This window comes from Streptomyces sp. NPDC001507, from assembly GCF_042894765.1.
GTDB lineage: Bacteria > Actinomycetota > Actinomycetes > Streptomycetales > Streptomycetaceae > Streptomyces.
On the sequence record NZ_JBIAVV010000012.1, the window covers coordinates 292,595 to 308,393 of the forward strand.

The window sequence follows — 15,799 nt, forward strand, 5'->3', positions numbered from 1 at the left end:
ACCCCCGCGGCGGCCCCCCCCCCCGCGGGGGGGGGGGGGGGCGCCGCCCCCCCCCCCCCCCGCCCCCCCCCGGCCGGGCCCGGGGGGCGGGGGGGGGGGGCCCCCCCCCCCCCCGGGGGGGGGGGGGCCCCCACCGGCCCCGCGCCCGTCTCACACCTCGACGAGGCCCAGCTGGCGCAGCATGCCGAGTTCGTCGCTGCTGCCCCACCGTTCGACGAGTCTGCCGTCGCGGTCGAAGCGGCTGATCTGCATGCCCCGGTAGCTGACCTTCCTGCCGGTCGCCGGATGCCCCATCAGCGGCCCCAGATGCGTCCCGGAGATGACGTAGGCGAAGGCCAGCTCGTCGTCGGTGGCGACCAGATGCTCCACCTGGAGGCTCAAGTCGGGGAAGGCCGTTCGCAGTTCGCCGAACATGGTCTTGTACCCGGCGGGCCCGGGCCCCTGTCCCGGAGCGGGATCGTGGTCGGTCGAGTCGGCCGCGACGATCCCGTCGAGGGCATCCAGGTCGCCGGCGACGACGGCCTCTCCGAAAGCGGTCTGCGCGGCGATGTTCGTCTGCTGAGCCATGGGCACTCCCGGAGCATCTGGGCCACTGGCCTGGGGTCGGCTGCGAAGCGCATGCACACGGTAGATCGACCGTACACCGCTCCCCCAGCACGGGCACGTCCGCGCGACGGGCCCGCCGGGCAACCGCTCTCCGCCCGGTCTCACGCGTCGAGCCGGAGCCGCCGCAGTACGTCGGCGACCTGCTCGTGGTCGTCGCCCGACAGGCCGCGCAGCGGGCGGGGCAGGCTGTCGGGCGGCGTGAGGCCGAGTTCGGCGGCCACTGCCGCGATGACCCGCAGCGATCCGTGCCGGGCGAAGAGCTCCCACAGCGGCCGGAGCCGCTCCGACTCCTCCTGCGCCCGGTCGGCCCGCCCCGCCTGGGCCGCCCTGGTGACGGCGAGGACCGGTCCGGGGAGGGTACCGGCGGTCACCGAGTACCAGGCGTCGCAGCCGGCGATCAGCCCGGCCGCTCCCGACGCGTCCCCGCTCACCCCCACGGTCACGTGCGGCGGCAGGATCTCCCGCAGCCGCGCCACCCGGGCCAGGGCCGCGGCCGGGTCGGCGGGGACCCCGGGAATCTTGACCGACGCCACGCGGGGCAGCCGGCCCACCCGCGCGTAGAGGTCGTCGGTGAAGGTGAACCGGGTGGTGCGCGGGTTGTCGTAGACCACCAGCGGCACGGAGAGGTGCGCGGTGACGTCCTCGTACAGGCCGAACACCTCGTCGCCGGTCAGCGGCTGGTACGACACCGGAGCGAGCAGCACACCCGCGGCCCCGGCGTGCTGCGCGTCCTCGGCCGCCGCCAGCACGTCCCGGGTGCGCAGCGCGCCGATGCCCACGACGACCGGGACGCCGTCGGCGTGTTCCACCGCGACACGGGCGGCGCGGGCCCGTTCCGGGAGGCCGAGGTAGGGGTACGACCCCGTGGAGCCCAGCGCGCCGATCGAGTCGACGCCGGCCGCGGCGAGGCGCCGGACCAGACGGGCGAACGCTTCCTCGTCGATGTCTCCGTCGGCGGCGATCGGGGTCAGCGGAAAGGCGCTCAGGCCGGTGAACACGGGCTTCTCCAAGGGTCGTTCGTGCTGTCGGGGGTTGGCGCGCAGCCAGGTCAGCACCTGGCCGGCGTGCTGGTCCGGCGGGAAGACCGGTTAGAAGACGTGCTCGATCACGCCGTCCCGGACGATCAGCGTGAGCCGCTTGTAGAGCGTGAGTCCGGCGGTTTCGAAGGTCGGCAGTCCGAGGGTAAGGTCAAGCGCCCCGCCGGAGCCTGCCGCCGGGATCAGTCGGCCGGGTTCCAGGTCGGCCCGCTCAGCTCCGCCCGGTATTCCGCGTACGCGGCGCGCAGTTCGTCGCCCGGCCAGTGGGCGGGCAGGAGTTCCGGGGGCAGGACGGGGTCGGTCAGCAGGTGGCGTACCGCTGCCGCGAAGACCGTGAAGCGGTCGGCCGGGAGGCGGGACGCGGACGCCCGGGCCAGGAGGGCGCGGGCGGTGGCCGACCAGGTGGTCAACGGCCAGAGGTCGGCGGCCAGCTCGGGGGCGGGGCGGTCGGGGCGGGCCGTGTAGGACTGGGTGGTCGCCGCGAGGTCGGCGGGAAACGGCCTCGCCAGGTTCGCCGGGCGGAGCCAGACGCCCTCGCGGAGTTCGGCCAGGCGCAGGGAGGTCAGGCGGGAGCGCAGGTCGGCGCGTGCGGCGGGGTCGCGGCCCGTGACCGTGACGACCAGCATCTCCCACTCGCCTCGCCACGCGCGCGTGCGGGGCCGTACCGCCTCGTCCTGGCGGCGCTGGCGGGCCAGCAGCCGGTCGCTGAGGCCGTAGACGGCGTCGCCGGTGCGGCGCAGGTCGCCGGCGGCCGTCATACGGCTGAGCGCGGCGCGGAGCGTGGAGCCGCCGATCCCGAAGGGCTCGACGAACCGGATCAGGTCCTTCACCGGCAGCTCCGGCGGATGCGCGCCCAGCAGCAGGCTCAGCACGACCGACCGGGCGGACAGGGGCGGCAGGCCGACGTCGGCGGGCTCGGCGGACACGTCCTTCATGCGCATGGTCACGTACTGTACGTGCGGCCGTTGTTGCACTATTGCTGCGGTCGCAGGATTACTGCAACATGGCAGCCATGGACTCGACCGCCGCACTTCCGCAGCCGCAGTACGCCACCCACGACGTCACCAACCAGCCGCCCCCACTCGCCCCGTACGACGCCGCCGACGACCCGGCCCTGATCGAGGGGCTGCGCCGGGAAGGGGCGGAGTGGGCCGAGGCGGGGATCCGGCGGCTCGGGGCGCGGGCCGGGAGCGCGGAGGCGCAGGAGTGGGGCGAGCTGGCCAACCGGCACGAGCCGGAGCTGCGCACCCACGACCGGTACGGCAACCGGATCGACGAGGTCGACTTCCACCCCAGCTGGCACCACCTGATGCGGGCGGCGGTGGAGGAGGGCCTGGCCGGGGCGGCCTGGGCGGACGACCGGGCGGGGGCCCATGTCGCGCGGACGGCGGGCGGACTGGTGTGGGGGCACACCGAGTCCGGCCACGGGTGCCCGACGTCCATGACGTACGCCGCCGTTCCGGCGCTGCGCGCCCAGCCCGAGCTGGCGAAGGTGTACGAACCGCTGCTGACCAGCCGGGAGTACGAGCCGGGGCTGCGCGTGCCGACGGAGAAGCCGGGGCTGCTCGCCGGGATGGGCATGACCGAGAAGCAGGGCGGCTCCGACGTACGGACGAACACGACGGCCGCCACGCCCACCGCCGAGCCGGGCGTCTACACCCTGCGCGGGCACAAGTGGTTCACCTCGGCGCCGATGTGCGACGTCTTCCTGGTGCTGGCCCAGGCACCGGGCGGCCTGTCCTGCTTCCTCGTGCCGCGCGTGCTCCCGGACGGCAGCCGCAACGCGTTCCGCATCCAGCGCCTGAAGGACAAGCTCGGCAACCGCTCCAACGCGTCCTGCGAGCCGGAGTTCGACGGGACCGTGGCCTGGCTGGTCGGGCCCGAGGGGCGGGGGGTGAAGACGATCATCGAGATGGTCAACTGCACCCGGCTCGACTGCGTGATGAGCTCGGCGACCCTGATGCGCAGGACGCTCGTCGAGGCCGGCCATCATGTGCGCCATCGCAGCGCGTTCGGGGCGCGGCTCGTCGACCAGCCGCTGATGCGCAATGTGCTGGCCGACCTGGCGGTGGAGTCGGAGGCCGCGACCACGCTGACCCTGCGGCTCGCCGGGGCGGCGGACCGCGCGGTGCGCGGGGACGAGCAGGAACGGGCCTTCCGGCGGATCGCGACCGCCGTCGGCAAGTACTGGGTCACCAAACGCGGCCCGGCCTTCACCGCGGAGGCCCTGGAGTGCCTGGGCGGCAACGGCTACGTCGAGGACTCCGGTATGCCCCGGCACTACCGCGAGGCGCCGCTGCTGTCGATCTGGGAGGGCTCGGGGAACGTCAACGCGCTCGACGTGCTGCGGGCGCTGTCCCGCGAACCGGGCGCCGCCGACGCCCTGTTCGGCGAACTCGCGCTCGCGCGCGGCGCGGACACCCGGCTGGACGCGACCGTGACCCGGCTGCAGAACGAATTGGCCGAGACCGATCAGGTGGGTGCACGCCGGCTGGTCGAGCGGATGGCGCTCGCGCTCCAGGCCTCGCTGCTGGTCCGGTACGCCCCGGCCGCCGTCGCGGACGCCTTCTGCGCCTCCCGGCTCGGCGGCGACTGGGGGCACGCCTTCGGCACCCTGCCCGCCGGCACCGGGTTCGACGCGATCCTGGAGCGGGCCCTTCCTGGCCGGAACTGATCCCCGTGCGATCCGCCGGCGGCCGCCGACCGTCGGCGGATCGCACACAGTTGCCGTCCGATTCCGCATCGTTGTCAGTGCGGTGGTGCAGACTCCGGAACAGGTGGTACTCGCCCGGGGAGGACAACGGTGTTCACGGGGATCGACGAGGTCGACTGGGCCTCGCTGCGACACGCGTACGGCAGCGCGACGGACGTGCCCGGCCTGCTGCGCGCACTGGCCTCGGCGGACGCGGCCGAACGGGAGGCCGCGCTCGACGGGATGTACGGCTCGGTGCACCACCAGGGGAACGTGTACGACTCGACGCTCGCCTGCGTCCCGTTCCTCTTCGTGCTCGCCTCCCGTCCGGAGGTGCGGGACCGGGGCGCGATAGTCGAACTGCTGGCCAGCATCGGCGCGGAGAGCGCCGGTCCCCGGGCCGGTGCCGCCGTCCGCGCCGGCGCCGAGGCGCTCGTCCCGCTGGCCGACGACCCGTGCCCCGGGGTGCGCCGCGCGGTGCCCGGGGCGCTGGTCCGCTTCCTCGACGAACCGGAGCGGGTGCTGGCGCTGTTACGGCGGCGGAGCACGGTCGAGCGCGACGAGCAGGTGCTGCTCGCCCTGACCGAGGCCCTCGGGCTGTTCGTCCGGTGCCGTCCCGAACGGGCGGCCGGGGCAGTCGAGTTGCTGGCCGCGCAGAGCGGGCCGCCGTACGCGCCGGCAACCCGGCTGGCCGCCCTCGGGCAGTTGGGCCTCGGCGCGCCGGAGCGGCTGCCCTCCGACCTGGTGCCGACCGCGGTCCGGCTGCTCAGGGAGCGGTCGGAGCGGCGGGCGGCCGGTCCGGACCGGGTGGACGCGGACACCCTGGTCGGCCGGATACGGCGGCTGCGGCCGTCGGACGAGGAGGGCGCGTATCTGCTGCGCACCCTGCACCGGGCGCTGGACGACCGGGTGGCGGACCGGATCGCGCTGCTCGTCGGCCAGTTGAGCAGTCCGGACCCGATGGACCGGTGCAACGCAGTGTGGATGTCGGCCGGTCTGTTCCGTGCCTGGCGGGCGGACTTCTCGGCGCCGGTCTCGCTGATAGGCGGGCAACTGGGCCGCGAGCAGGACCAGTTGCGGGACGCGGCGGTCTCGGTGCTGGTGGACCTGTTCGGGCTGGCCGCGCCGGCGGCCGACGAGCTGCACGCGCTGGTGACCGTGCGGCCCGACCTGTGGGTGCACACCTGGGAGCGCGGCAGGCCCTCGCTGGGCGGTCCGCTGAAGGCGCTGGCCAGAAGTGGCGATCCGCGCGCGGTGCCGGCCCTGTCCCAGCTGCTGGCGAGACCGGTGGTGCCCGGTGGGCTGGGCTTCGAGATCGTGCATCTGGGCCCGGCGGCCGCCCCGCTCGCACCCGCGCTGCGGCGCCGGCTCGGCCAGGTCGACCCGGACTCGCCCGAGGCAGCCGAAGTGGCCGCGCCGCTGCTGGCGGCGGTCACCGCCCTCAAGGACCCGGCGGCGGTGCCCGAGGTGCTGCGGCTGCTGCGCGGCGCACCGGACGGACTGGGGGCCACGGAGGCCCTCGTCGGACAGGCGGTGCGGGCGCTCGACGTCCTGGGTACGGCGGCCCGGGCGGCGGCGCCGGTCCTGCGCGGGCTCCTGGACACCCGGCACGCGGCCCTGGCGGCGGGGGCGCTGTGGTCGGCGGAGGGGGACGCGGCGGCAGTACTCCCCGTGCTGCTGCGGGAGTTGGCGCACGGCCGCAGCCGCAGCGCGCGTACGGCCGCCGAGCAGCTGGGCCGGCTGGGGGCGGCCGCCCGCGGCGCGCTGCCGGCGCTGCGCCGGCTCGCCGGGTCCGGCAGGATCTGGGAACGGGCGGCGGCGGCCGAGGCGTTGTGGCGGATCGACGGGGATCCGGAACCGGTACTCCCGGTGTTCCGGGCCGCCTGGTCGGAGAACCCCTACACCCGGGGCGCGATCGCCCGGTGTCTGGCCGAGATGGGCCCCGCGGGTGCCCCGCTGCGCGACCTGGTGGCGGCCGAACTCGCCTGCGCCCGGCGGCACACGGCGCGGCCGGGCGGGTACGGCAGCCACGACATCGCCCAGGACGAGCGGCTGCTCGCCGACTGCCGCCGGGCACTGGCCCGGCACTCCCCGTGAACCGGCGGCCGGGCCGCTCGGCCCGGCCGCGGGTACCGCCGGGCTCCGGCGTCAGCCGGTCATCCGGCCCCACTGCGGTCCGAGCCGGGCCCACTCCGCGTCCCAGCGGTCCATCCGCCGCCGCTCCAGCCGGCCGCGCGTCACCAGACCGGCGACGAACGGGACGGCGGCCGCGCTCAGCCCGACCAGGCCGCCGATCAGCGCGGAGCGCAAGTGGGCCTCGGAGGTGGTGGCGGGCCGGGTGACGAGGTGCCCCTGGAGGTCCGTCCAGACGGTGACCGGCGCGCCGACCCTGCTGCCGGCCGGGACCCGCGCCTGACCGGAGTGCGCGGAACCGTCGGCCACGGTCCAGCCCACACGCGCCCAGACCCGTTCGCCGTTCGACGAGTCGGAGGACTCGGAGGATCCCGAGGAGCCGGACTTCGCGCCCGCCGAGCCGGGGGCCTTGTCCAGGACATGGGCCACGACCGGGTGCCACTCGACACGCTCGCGGGCCAGGCCGTCCTCGACCGACCGGGCCGCCGCGAGGCCGGCGAACACCCCGGCCAGCAGGGTCAGAAGCCAGGCGCCGAGCAGCACCCAGGCCTCCATCGTGTCGGCACGGCGCTTCAGCGGGTTGCGCCGCCAGCGCCACAGCCAGACCTTCGGACCACGGAACGCCTTCAAAGGCATCCTCCTCACGCGCGCACGGACAGCCCGGACCGCCCTCCCATACGGGAGCGGCCGCCCTGTTGCTCACGGGCGAACTCCGAGTCGACGGTCGCACGACTGACCCCGCTCGCGCAGGCGTCTTTCGGAACGCGTTCCGCCGTCTTGTCCGGCCGGCCGACACGGCGGCTCCGACCTGCGCCGACGCCGGCTCTCGGGTGACTGTCAGTGGTGGGGTGCAGACTGGCCGATGTCCGAGTGCCGGCTGTGGCGGGAACTGTGCGCCCGAGTGCGCACAGGACTGCGGCCGGGACGGTGACAAGGACTGTGACAAGGACGTCATGGAGGTGATCGGCATGACCGAGGTACTGCTCGCCGTGGGGACCCGCAAGGGGCTCTTCCTCGGCAGGCGGCGAGGTGACGCCTGGGAGTTCGACGAGCGTCCCTGCTTCAACGCGCAGGCGATCTACTCGGTCGCCATCGACACCCGGGGCGCGCGGCCCCGGCTCCTGGCGGGCGGGGACAGCGCGCACTGGGGACCCTCCGTCTTCCACTCCGACGACCTGGGCCGCTCCTGGACCGAACCGGCCCGGCCCGCCGTGAAGTTCCCCAAGGACACCGGTGCCTCCCTGGAGCGGGTCTGGCAGCTCCACCCGGCCGCCGCCGAGCCGGACGTGGTCTACGCGGGCACCGAACCGGCCGCGCTGTACCGGTCCGAGGACCGTGGGGAGAGCTTCGAGCTGGTCCGGCCGCTGTGGGAGCACCCGACCCGCGACAAGTGGGTACCGGGCGGCGGCGGTGAGGGCCTGCACACCGTGGTCACCGACCGGCGCGACCCGAAGGCGGTGACGGTCGCCGTCTCGACGGCCGGCGTGTTCCGCACCGGCGACGGCGGCGCGAGCTGGACGCCGTCCAACTCCGGTGTCTCCGCGGTCTTCCTGCCGGACCCCGACCCGGAGTTCGGCCAGTGCGTGCACAAGGTCGCGCAGGACGCCGGGGATCCGGACCGGCTGTACCTGCAGAACCACTGGGGCGTGTACCGGAGCGACGACGCGGGGGCGCACTGGACCGACATCGGCGCGGGGCTGCCGTCCACGTTCGGTTTCGCGGCGGCCGCCCATCCGCACCGCGGGGACACGGCGTACGTCTTCCCGATCAACGCGGACGCCGACCGGGTGCCCGCCCGGCACCGCTGCCGGGTCTTCCGTACGGCCGACGCGGGCCGGACCTGGGAGCCGCTGTCGGCGGGGCTGCCGCAGGAGGACCACTACGGCACGGTGCTGCGCGACGCGCTCTGCACGGACGACGCGGATCCGGCCGGCGTGTACTTCGGCAACCGCAACGGCGAGGTGTTCGCCTCGGCCGACGACGGCGACAGCTGGCGCCAGTTGGCCTCCCACCTGCCGGACGTGCTGTGCGTGCGGGCGGCGGTCGTCGCCTGAGGCCGGGGCCCCGGAAAGACGGCGGTCTCTGTCATCCGGGGCGCCGGTCCGGTCGCCCCCGGTCGTCCCGCGACCACGACGGCCTCGGCTTGATCGCCGACCCGTGTACGGCAGTAGGGTGACGCCGTGGCACCACGACCCTTGCATGAAATCGTCGAACCGGGCTGGGCGAAGGCCCTGGAACCAGTGGCCGGGAGGATCGCCGCAATGGGCGACTTCCTGCGCGCGGAGATCGCCGCGGGACGCACCTACCTCCCGGCCGGCCCGAACGTCCTGCGGGCCTTCCAGCAGCCCTTCGACGACGTCCGCGTCCTGATCGTCGGCCAGGACCCGTACCCGACCCCGGGGCACGCGGTGGGGCTGTCGTTCTCGGTGGCACCCGAGGTACGCCCGCTGCCGGGCAGCCTGATCAACATCTACCGGGAGCTCACCACCGACCTGGGTCTGCCCCAGCCGTCCAACGGCGACCTCACCCCGTGGACCCAGCAGGGCGTGCTGCTGCTCAACAGGGCGCTCACCACGGCTCCGCGCACCCCGGCCGCGCACCGGGGCAAGGGCTGGGAGGAGGTCACGGAGCAGGCGATCCGGGCGCTGGCCGGCCGCGGCAAGCCGCTGGTGTCCGTCCTGTGGGGCCGCGACGCCCGCAATCTCCGCCCGCTGCTCGGGCAGTTGCCGGCGGTGGAGTCCGCGCATCCCTCGCCCATGTCGGCAGACCGCGGCTTCTTCGGCTCCCGTCCGTTCAGCCGCGCCAACGATCTGCTGATCCAGCAGGGGGGACAGCCGGTGGACTGGCGTCTGCCGTGAGCGACGGCGGCGGGCCCCGGGAGGCGGGCTTCATCGCCGTCGACTCCGGCGGCTCCGGGTTACGGGCCGTCGTGGGCGTGCCGGGGCGCGAGCCGTCGGCGGCGCTGGAGTCCCGGGAGCCGGTGCGGACCGGGGCGCGGGGCATCGACCCCGGACACCTGCTGGAACAGCTCCTGCCCATGGCGCGGGCGCTGGCCGGCTCGTACGGGCTGGGGCAGGTGACGACAGCCGTCGTCGGCGCCGCCGGGCTGGCCAGTCTCGGCGACGCGCTGCGGGCCGAGCTGCCGGGCGCGCTGGCCCGCGAGCTCGGGGTGCGGACGGTCGCGCTGGCCGCCGACGCCGTGACCGCGTACGTCGGCGCCCTCGGTGCGCGCCCCGGCGCGGTGGTCGCCGCCGGGACCGGTCTGATCGCGACCGGTACCGATCTCACCCGGTGGCGGCGGGCGGACGGCTGGGGGCACCTGCTCGGCGACTGCGGCGGCGGCGCCTGGATCGGCCGGGCCGGGCTGGAGGCGGCACTGCGCGCCTTCGACGGGCGGGACGGCGGCTCGGCCGCGTTGCGGGCCGCCGCCGAGGACCGGTTCGGGCCACTGCCCGGGCTACCGGGACAGCTCTACCCGCGCACCGACCGGCCCGCCGTACTGGCCTCCTTCGCCCCGTGCGTCGCGGACTGCGCCGGTGCGGGCGACCCGGTCGCGGCCGCGATCCTGCGCGCCGCCGCCCGGCACATGGCCGAGTCGGCCGCCGCCGTCTGCCCCGTGGAGGGAGAACCCCTGGTCGCCCGCACCGGCGGCCTGTTCAAGCTGGGCGACCCGCTTCTCGTACCGCTGGCCGAGCAGTTGGCGCGGCTGCTCCCCCGGGCGCGGCAGGTGCCGGCGGAGGGCGACCCGCTGCACGGAGCGGTACGCGTCGCGGGTGACCTGGTCAGCGGGCGGCTCACTCTGCCGGGTGATGAGAAACTGCTGTCCGTTGTACACACAAAACTTGTACACACAAAAGGGTATTGATCCCACTGGGACACGAAGTGTCCGACAGGTGGCGGGATCACCTCCGAATCATGCGTAACTCATCAGACAAAAGCGGACGGATACCGCTCACCTGCACCCTCCCCGAACAAGGGAGCCCAGATAGCCAGTAACATGCGGCGCCATGAGCTCCCCCACTGGGCCCGCCGGCCTGCCTGTACGAATGCCGCGCCCCCGCCAGCCCGGACGGCACCGCCGCCCCGAGCCGCTGGTGGCTCCCGAGGACGCGCCCGCGCTCGTCCTCGCGGTGCCGGGTACGCCCAGCGCGGCCACGCGCGGCCTCGCCGAGGAGGTCGTCAGCATCGCCCGCTCCGAGCTGCCCGGCCTGGACGCCCGCATCGGGTACCTGGACGGGGACGACGCGGAGTTCCCCACCCTCCAGTCCGTGCTCGCCCGTGCCGCCGAGGAGCGCACCGCCCGCTACGAGCAGTCCGTCGCCGCCGGCGTCGAGGGGATCAAGGCTCCGGACGGCCCGGTCGCCGTCGTCGTGCCGCTGCTGGCCGGTCCGGACAGCGCGCTGCTGCGCCAGGTCCGCCACGCCGTCATGGAGAGCCGGATCGCGGCCGACCTGACCGACGTCCTCGGCCCGCACCCGCTGCTCGCCGAAGCGCTGCACGTGCGGCTCTCGGAGGCGGGTCTGGCCCGTGCCGACCGTGCCCGGCTGTTCACCGTGGCGACGGCGGCCGACGGCATCATCCTGGCGTCCGTGGGCGGCGACGAGGCCGTGCAGGCCGCCGGGATCACCGGCATGCTACTCGCCGCACGCCTGGCCGTGCCGGTGATGGCCGCCGCGCTGGACCAGGAGGGTTCGATCGCCTCCGTCGCGGAGCAGCTGCGGGGTTCGGGATCGCAGCAGCTCGCGCTGGCGCCGTACCTGATAGGGCCGGAGATCGACGCGGCGCTGCTGGCCGCGGCCGCCGAGGAGGCCGGTTGCGCCACCGCCGAGCCGCTGGGGGCGTACCCGGCGATCGGGAAGCTGGCGCTGGCCAAGTACACGACGGCGCTGGGGATCGCTCCGCAGCAGCCGCAGGGTGCGCCGGTGCGGTGATGCGCCTCGCGCGTCGCCCGACGTGAGTCGAGGGCCCGTTCCTTGAGGGGAGCGGGTCCCTTTTTCTTGGGGTCGTGCGGTCGGTGTTCGGCTGCGGGCCCGGTGGGGGCTTGGCGCGCAGTTCCTCCCCCAGCCTTCGGCCGGGGGTACCCCAGCGCCCCTTGCGGGGCGTTGCAGGTGACGTCAGTCGAAGACGATGCAGGAAGGGGCAGGAAGCTCGACCGAGCCGTCGTAGCGGGGCTGGCCCGTGCGGTGGTCGATGGTGAACCAGGTGATGTTGCCCGAGCGTTCGTTGGCTGCGTAGAGGAAGCCGCCCGACTCGGTGATCGCGCGGGGCCAGTGGCCTCCGCAGGGGACCGTCGCCGTGCGGTGGAGCTGGTCGCCGTCGACCGTGAACGTGGTCAGGACGTCCTCGCCCCTGGTCGCCGTCCAGACGAAGCGGCCGTCGGGCGAGACGGCGATGCCGGACGGGTAGGCGTCGCCGGCCGGGGCGCCGGGCAGGACCGGGGTCTCGGTCAGCGGCCTGAGGGTGCCGGTGGCGGCGTCCCAGCGGCAGACGGTCACGGTCGGGGTGAGTTCGTTGACGACGTAGGCGTACCGGCCGTCCGGGTGGAAGGCCAGGTGACGGGGGCCGGAGCCGGGGCGCAGGGCGAACTCGCGGTGCAGGGCCGGGGCACCCTGGTCCAGGGTGCAGACGCGGACCGAGTCGGTGCCCAGGTCGACGCTGACCGCCCAGCGGCCACTGGGGTCGGGCTGCACCTGGTGGGCGTGCGGCCCGCGCTGGCGCCGTTCGTGCGGGCCCGAGCCGGTGTGCTGGAGCAGTCCGGACGGGGCGGGGGCGAGGGTGCCGTCGAGGCGGACGGGGACGGCGGTGACGCTGCCCGAGCCGTAGTTGGCGGTCAGGACATGGCCGTCGAAGACGCTGAGGTGGGTGGGGCCGCTGGCGTCGACCGGGACCGGCGGCCCGGCGAGGCGCGGCTTGTCGTCGTGGACGTGGTACGCGGCCACGGCGCCGTCGGCGGTCTCGCTGACCGCGTACAGGGTGCGCCCGCCGGGCGCGAGCGCGAGATACGACGGGTCGGGGACGCCGTCGACGCTCTCCAGGAGCGCCAGGGCGCCGCTGTCCGGCCGGACCGCCGCCGTCACGACCCCCGGGCCGCCCGCGGCCGTGAACGACCCGATGAAGGCCCTGCGCCGCCTGCCGCCGTCTGCCACCGCTGTCCCCTATCGCCGCGAGCCACCACGAGCCGGTACGTGTCGGAACGGGCCGGTTCGAGCCCGCCCGGGGCCGACGGTAGCAGCTGGCGGTCTAGACCAGGATGTGCGGGGCGCGCGTCTCAGGCGCCGACCAGGGGTGAGCCCGAGGGGGCGCGCAGCGGCTCGGCGAGCTCGGCCAGGGCACGCTCCAGGCCGTGCAGATGGGCGAGGGCGGGCTCGGCGGGCGGCTCGGCGGGGGCGGTGATGTGCTCCGAGCCCCTGGTGAGCGCCTCGACGGCGGCCTCGACACGCCAGCAGGCGGCGGCCAGCCGGGCGTCGTGCGAGGCCTCCGGGTCGGCGGCGACCGCGACCAGGCCGCGGATCTCGCGGGCGCAGTCGTCCAGCAGGGCGAGGACGCGGCGGGCGCGGCGCTTGCGGCCGTGCATCGGGTTGAGCGGGTGCACGAGCGGGGCGACCGAGAGCCGTACCCGGCCGAGGAGCTGTTCGAGTTCGGCCACCCGGGGTGCCGGGTCGGCACCGGCGGAGCCGGCGAGCCGGGCGGCGGCCTCGGCCGTGCAGGCGTGCACGCAGCGCAGGGCGCGCTGGATCCAGGCGTCGGTGGTGAGGTGGGTGGTGACCGGCAGGACGAACAGCACGGCGAGGACGGCGCCGAGGGCGCCCACCGCGGTCTCGGCCAGCCGCAGCGCCAGCAGGTCGGGGGTGAGGACGCCGAGCAGGCCGTAGAGCAGCTCGGCGAGGAAGGTCACCCAGAGCATCATCCAGGTGTAGGAGACGGCGGCCGTGTAGAAGATGCCGAAGACGGCGACCGCGACCAGGACGGCGGTGGGGACCGGCGCGCCGTGCACGGGGGCGGCGACCAGCAGGCCGAGCGCGACGCCGATGACGGTGCCGAGGACGCGGCGGAAACCGCGCACCAGGGTCTCGCCGCGCGAGGCGGTGTTGACGAAGATCCACCAGGTGGCACCGACCGCCCAGTACCAGCGCTGGCCGGAGACCAGCTGCCCGGCGACCAGCGCGAAACCCGCGCCGGCGGTCGCCTGGACCGCCTGCCGGGTGGTCACCCGGGCCAGGCCGGTGCCGGCGGACGGGGCGGGCACCGGTGGCGGGGGCAGGCGGCGCTCGTAGCACCAGAGGCCGAAGCGGACGGCGGCGGCGCTGCCCACGGAGAGCAGGACGGCGGCGTACAGCTCGGGCAGCTGTCCGGGGGTGGCGTGCAGGAACTGGGCGACGAAGAAGGTCATGAAGGCGAACACGCCCAGGCTGTGGCCGCGCGGACCCCAGCGGCGCGCGTAGACGCCCGCGCCGACCACGGCGAGGAAGACCAGGTCGCGGGCGACCGGGACGTCGTGCAGTTCGGCCGCGGCGGCAAGCACCGGCAGGCCCACGACGGGCAACAGCGCGGTGGTGACGGCCTGTCCGCGCACGGTGGCGTCCGCGACGGTGAACAGCGCGAGCAGTGCGGCGAGACCGCCGGTGACGGCGCCCGTGACGGAGTGCCCGGCCAGTGCGCAGACCACGACGGCGAGGCCGATGCCCAGCACGGCGCGCGCGGCGAAGCGCAGCCGCACCCGCCCCGGGTCCGGAGCCACGAACACCCTCTTCAGCACTGCTTCCCCTCCCGCGGACGGCACAGAAAAGGCGCCGCGGTGATCCGCAGCGCCATCGACACATCCATGAGAGCACCGGAGGGGCAGCTGGCTCAAGTGACGTCGATTCTGCTGTGCCATTGGTCCAGAACCGACGAGCTGCGGTTGCTGGCCGAAATACCAATGGACCAGGTCAGCCAGGATCGCCGGTGAGCCATTGGTACAGTCGTATGTGATGACCGTGGACGAGCTCGACACCCGCATCCTGCGGCTGCTGCTGGAGCAGCCGCGCACCAGCGTGCGCGAGTACGCCCGGATCCTCGGGGTCGCCCGGGGCACACTCCAGGCCCGGCTGGACCGGCTGGAGCGGGACGGTGTGATCACGGGCACCGGCCCCTTCCTGTCCCCCGCCGCACTCGGCCACCCGGTGCTGGCCTTCGTGCACATCGAGGTCACCCAGGGGCATCTGGACGACGTCGGGGACGCGCTGGCCGCGGTGCCGGAGATCGTGGAGGCGTTCTCGATCACGGGCGGCGGGGATCTGCTGACCCGGGTGGTGGCGCGGGACAACGCGCATCTGGAGGACGTGATCCAGAAGCTGATCAGCCTGCCGGGCGTGGTGCGCACCCGTACCGAGGTGGCGCTGCGCGAACGGGTCCCGCACCGGCTGCTGCCGCTGGTGGAGTCCGTGGGCCGGGCCGCGCGCGGGTAACGGCATCCTGGTCGCATGAGCGATCTCGGCGGCCTCGCGGTCATCTTCGATCTCGACGGCACACTCGTGGACAGCGAGCCCAACTACTACGAGGCGACACGGCAGCTGCTGGCCCGGCACGGCGTCACGGACTACACCTGGGCGGCGCACGAGCGTCTCGTCGGCATCAGCACGCTGGAGACGGTCGCCCTGCTGCGCGGCCGCCACGGACTGCGGCCCCCGGTGGCCGAGTTGCTCGCGGAGACGAACCGGCGGTATCTGGAGCTGGCCCGGACCGGCACGCGTGTGTACCCAGAGATGCGGAAGTTCGTGGAGCTGCTCGCGGCCGAGGGCGTCCCGACGGCGGTGGCCTCCGGCTCCTCTCCCGAGGCGATCGAGGTGATCCTGGCCGGCACCGGCCTCGGCGCCCATCTGCGCACGACGGTCTCGGCGGACGAGGTGCCGCGCGGCAAGCCGGCGCCGGACGTCTTCTTGGAGGCGGCCCACCGCCTCGGTGCCGCACCGGCCGACTGCGTGGTGCTGGAGGACGCCGCTCCGGGCGTGGCAGCGGCGCACGCCGCCGGGATGCGCTGCATCGCGGTCCCCAGTGCGACCGCTCGGGCGGACCTGTTCGGCACGGCCGGCCTTCTGCTGCGCGGCGGCCAGGCGGAGTTCACGGCACGCGCGGCCTACGACTGGCTCATGTCGTCCTGAACGGCGGCCTACGACTGGCTCATGTCGTCCTGAAGGGCGGCCTCCGGCGGCCTCCGGCAATCTCCCGGTGACCTCCCAGCGGCCTTCCGGCACCCTCCGCGGCGCCAGACCGCCGGGCCGTCACACGGACGGAGCAGTTCGGCCATCCGTTCGCTCCGCCGGTCGTGCGATGCCCGGAATGCCTGCATAGC

General features: G+C 74.9%; 14 protein-coding genes. 8 read left to right on the top strand and 6 right to left on the bottom strand.

Annotation, left to right across the window (positions count from 1 at the left end; all coding sequences use genetic code 11):
• Window positions 1-150 precede the first annotated feature (150 nt).
• The 3 genes from ACFY0K_RS35575 to ACFY0K_RS35585 form a co-directional block, all read right to left on the bottom strand.
• Window positions 151-567 (bottom strand): ester cyclase, encoded by a 417-nt coding sequence (locus ACFY0K_RS35575; protein WP_390643291.1) that lies wholly within the window; start codon window positions 565-567, stop codon window positions 151-153.
• A gap of 140 nt (window positions 568-707) precedes the next feature.
• Entirely contained in the window at window positions 708-1,616 is a 909-nt protein-coding gene (locus ACFY0K_RS35580; RefSeq protein WP_390643292.1) for a dihydrodipicolinate synthase family protein, read from the bottom strand.
• Between the two features lie 209 nt (window positions 1,617-1,825).
• A complete protein-coding gene (locus tag ACFY0K_RS35585) occupies window positions 1,826-2,584 on the bottom strand; it encodes a PaaX family transcriptional regulator C-terminal domain-containing protein (protein WP_390643293.1) in 759 nt (252 codons plus the stop codon).
• Window positions 2,585-2,646: 62 nt separating this feature from the next.
• On the opposite strand from ACFY0K_RS35585, the gene ACFY0K_RS35590 reads away from it, so the two are divergent.
• Window positions 2,647-4,317 (top strand): DNA alkylation response protein, encoded by a 1,671-nt coding sequence (locus tag ACFY0K_RS35590; protein ID WP_390643294.1) that lies wholly within the window; start codon window positions 2,647-2,649, stop codon window positions 4,315-4,317.
• Between the two features lie 129 nt (window positions 4,318-4,446).
• Entirely contained in the window at window positions 4,447-6,432 is a 1,986-nt protein-coding gene (locus ACFY0K_RS35595) for a HEAT repeat domain-containing protein (protein WP_390643295.1), read from the top strand.
• A gap of 51 nt (window positions 6,433-6,483) precedes the next feature.
• On the opposite strand, the gene ACFY0K_RS35600 is transcribed toward ACFY0K_RS35595, so the two are convergent.
• Window positions 6,484-7,104: a hypothetical protein gene (locus ACFY0K_RS35600; RefSeq protein WP_390643296.1), complete on the bottom strand. Its 621-nt coding sequence runs from the start codon at window positions 7,102-7,104 to the stop codon at window positions 6,484-6,486.
• A gap of 332 nt (window positions 7,105-7,436) precedes the next feature.
• Here ACFY0K_RS35600 and ACFY0K_RS35605 point away from each other — a divergent pair, with 332 nt between their 5' ends.
• From ACFY0K_RS35605 to ACFY0K_RS35620, 4 genes are all read left to right on the top strand, one after another.
• Window positions 7,437-8,522 (top strand): WD40/YVTN/BNR-like repeat-containing protein, encoded by a 1,086-nt coding sequence (locus tag ACFY0K_RS35605; RefSeq protein ID WP_390643297.1) that lies wholly within the window; start codon window positions 7,437-7,439, stop codon window positions 8,520-8,522.
• 126 nt (window positions 8,523-8,648) lie between these two features.
• Window positions 8,649-9,326 carry a uracil-DNA glycosylase gene (locus ACFY0K_RS35610; RefSeq protein WP_352358799.1) on the top strand — a complete coding sequence of 226 codons (678 nt, stop codon included), beginning with the start codon at window positions 8,649-8,651 and terminating at the stop codon, window positions 9,324-9,326.
• Window positions 9,323-10,333 carry an N-acetylglucosamine kinase gene (locus ACFY0K_RS35615; protein ID WP_390643298.1) on the top strand — a complete coding sequence of 337 codons (1,011 nt, stop codon included), beginning with the start codon at window positions 9,323-9,325 and terminating at the stop codon, window positions 10,331-10,333. Before ACFY0K_RS35610 ends, ACFY0K_RS35615 begins: the two co-directional genes overlap by 4 nt.
• 142 nt (window positions 10,334-10,475) lie before the next feature.
• Window positions 10,476-11,399 carry a sirohydrochlorin chelatase gene (locus tag ACFY0K_RS35620; RefSeq protein WP_390643299.1) on the top strand — a complete coding sequence of 308 codons (924 nt, stop codon included), beginning with the start codon at window positions 10,476-10,478 and terminating at the stop codon, window positions 11,397-11,399.
• A 183-nt stretch (window positions 11,400-11,582) separates the two neighbouring features.
• On the opposite strand, the gene ACFY0K_RS35625 is transcribed toward ACFY0K_RS35620, so the two are convergent.
• Together ACFY0K_RS35625 and ACFY0K_RS35630 are read right to left on the bottom strand one after the other, a co-directional pair.
• Complete coding sequence (locus tag ACFY0K_RS35625; protein WP_390643300.1) at window positions 11,583-12,614, bottom strand: lactonase family protein; 1,032 nt, start codon at window positions 12,612-12,614, stop codon at window positions 11,583-11,585.
• A gap of 122 nt (window positions 12,615-12,736) precedes the next feature.
• On the bottom strand, window positions 12,737-14,224 hold the full coding sequence (locus ACFY0K_RS35630) for an FUSC family protein (protein ID WP_390643301.1): 1,488 nt from the start codon (window positions 14,222-14,224) through the stop codon (window positions 12,737-12,739).
• Window positions 14,225-14,438: 214 nt separating this feature from the next.
• Here ACFY0K_RS35630 and ACFY0K_RS35635 point away from each other — a divergent pair, with 214 nt between their 5' ends.
• Together ACFY0K_RS35635 and ACFY0K_RS35640 are read left to right on the top strand one after the other, a co-directional pair.
• A complete protein-coding gene (locus tag ACFY0K_RS35635; RefSeq protein ID WP_093497604.1) occupies window positions 14,439-14,915 on the top strand; it encodes an Lrp/AsnC family transcriptional regulator in 477 nt (158 codons plus the stop codon).
• Between the two features lie 15 nt (window positions 14,916-14,930).
• Window positions 14,931-15,608: an HAD family hydrolase gene (locus tag ACFY0K_RS35640; protein ID WP_390643302.1), complete on the top strand. Its 678-nt coding sequence runs from the start codon at window positions 14,931-14,933 to the stop codon at window positions 15,606-15,608.
• The last annotated feature ends 191 nt before the right edge of the window (window positions 15,609-15,799 follow it).

Excerpts from the sequence above, each read along its gene's own strand:
- ACFY0K_RS35600 (WP_390643296.1), bottom strand. The coding sequence starts at position 7,104 with ATGCCTTTGAAGGCGTTCCGTGGTCCGAAGGTCTGGCTGTGGCGCTGG.
- ACFY0K_RS35585 (WP_390643293.1), bottom strand. The coding sequence starts at position 2,584 with ATGCGCATGAAGGACGTGTCCGCCGAGCCCGCCGACGTCGGCCTGCCG.
- ACFY0K_RS35620 (WP_390643299.1), top strand. The coding sequence starts at position 10,476 with ATGAGCTCCCCCACTGGGCCCGCCGGCCTGCCTGTACGAATGCCGCGC.
- ACFY0K_RS35640 (WP_390643302.1), top strand. The coding sequence starts at position 14,931 with ATGAGCGATCTCGGCGGCCTCGCGGTCATCTTCGATCTCGACGGCACA.
- ACFY0K_RS35605 (WP_390643297.1), top strand. The coding sequence starts at position 7,437 with ATGACCGAGGTACTGCTCGCCGTGGGGACCCGCAAGGGGCTCTTCCTC.
- ACFY0K_RS35590 (WP_390643294.1), top strand. The coding sequence starts at position 2,647 with ATGGCAGCCATGGACTCGACCGCCGCACTTCCGCAGCCGCAGTACGCC.
- ACFY0K_RS35635 (WP_093497604.1), top strand. The coding sequence starts at position 14,439 with ATGACCGTGGACGAGCTCGACACCCGCATCCTGCGGCTGCTGCTGGAG.
- ACFY0K_RS35575 (WP_390643291.1), bottom strand. The coding sequence starts at position 567 with ATGGCTCAGCAGACGAACATCGCCGCGCAGACCGCTTTCGGAGAGGCC.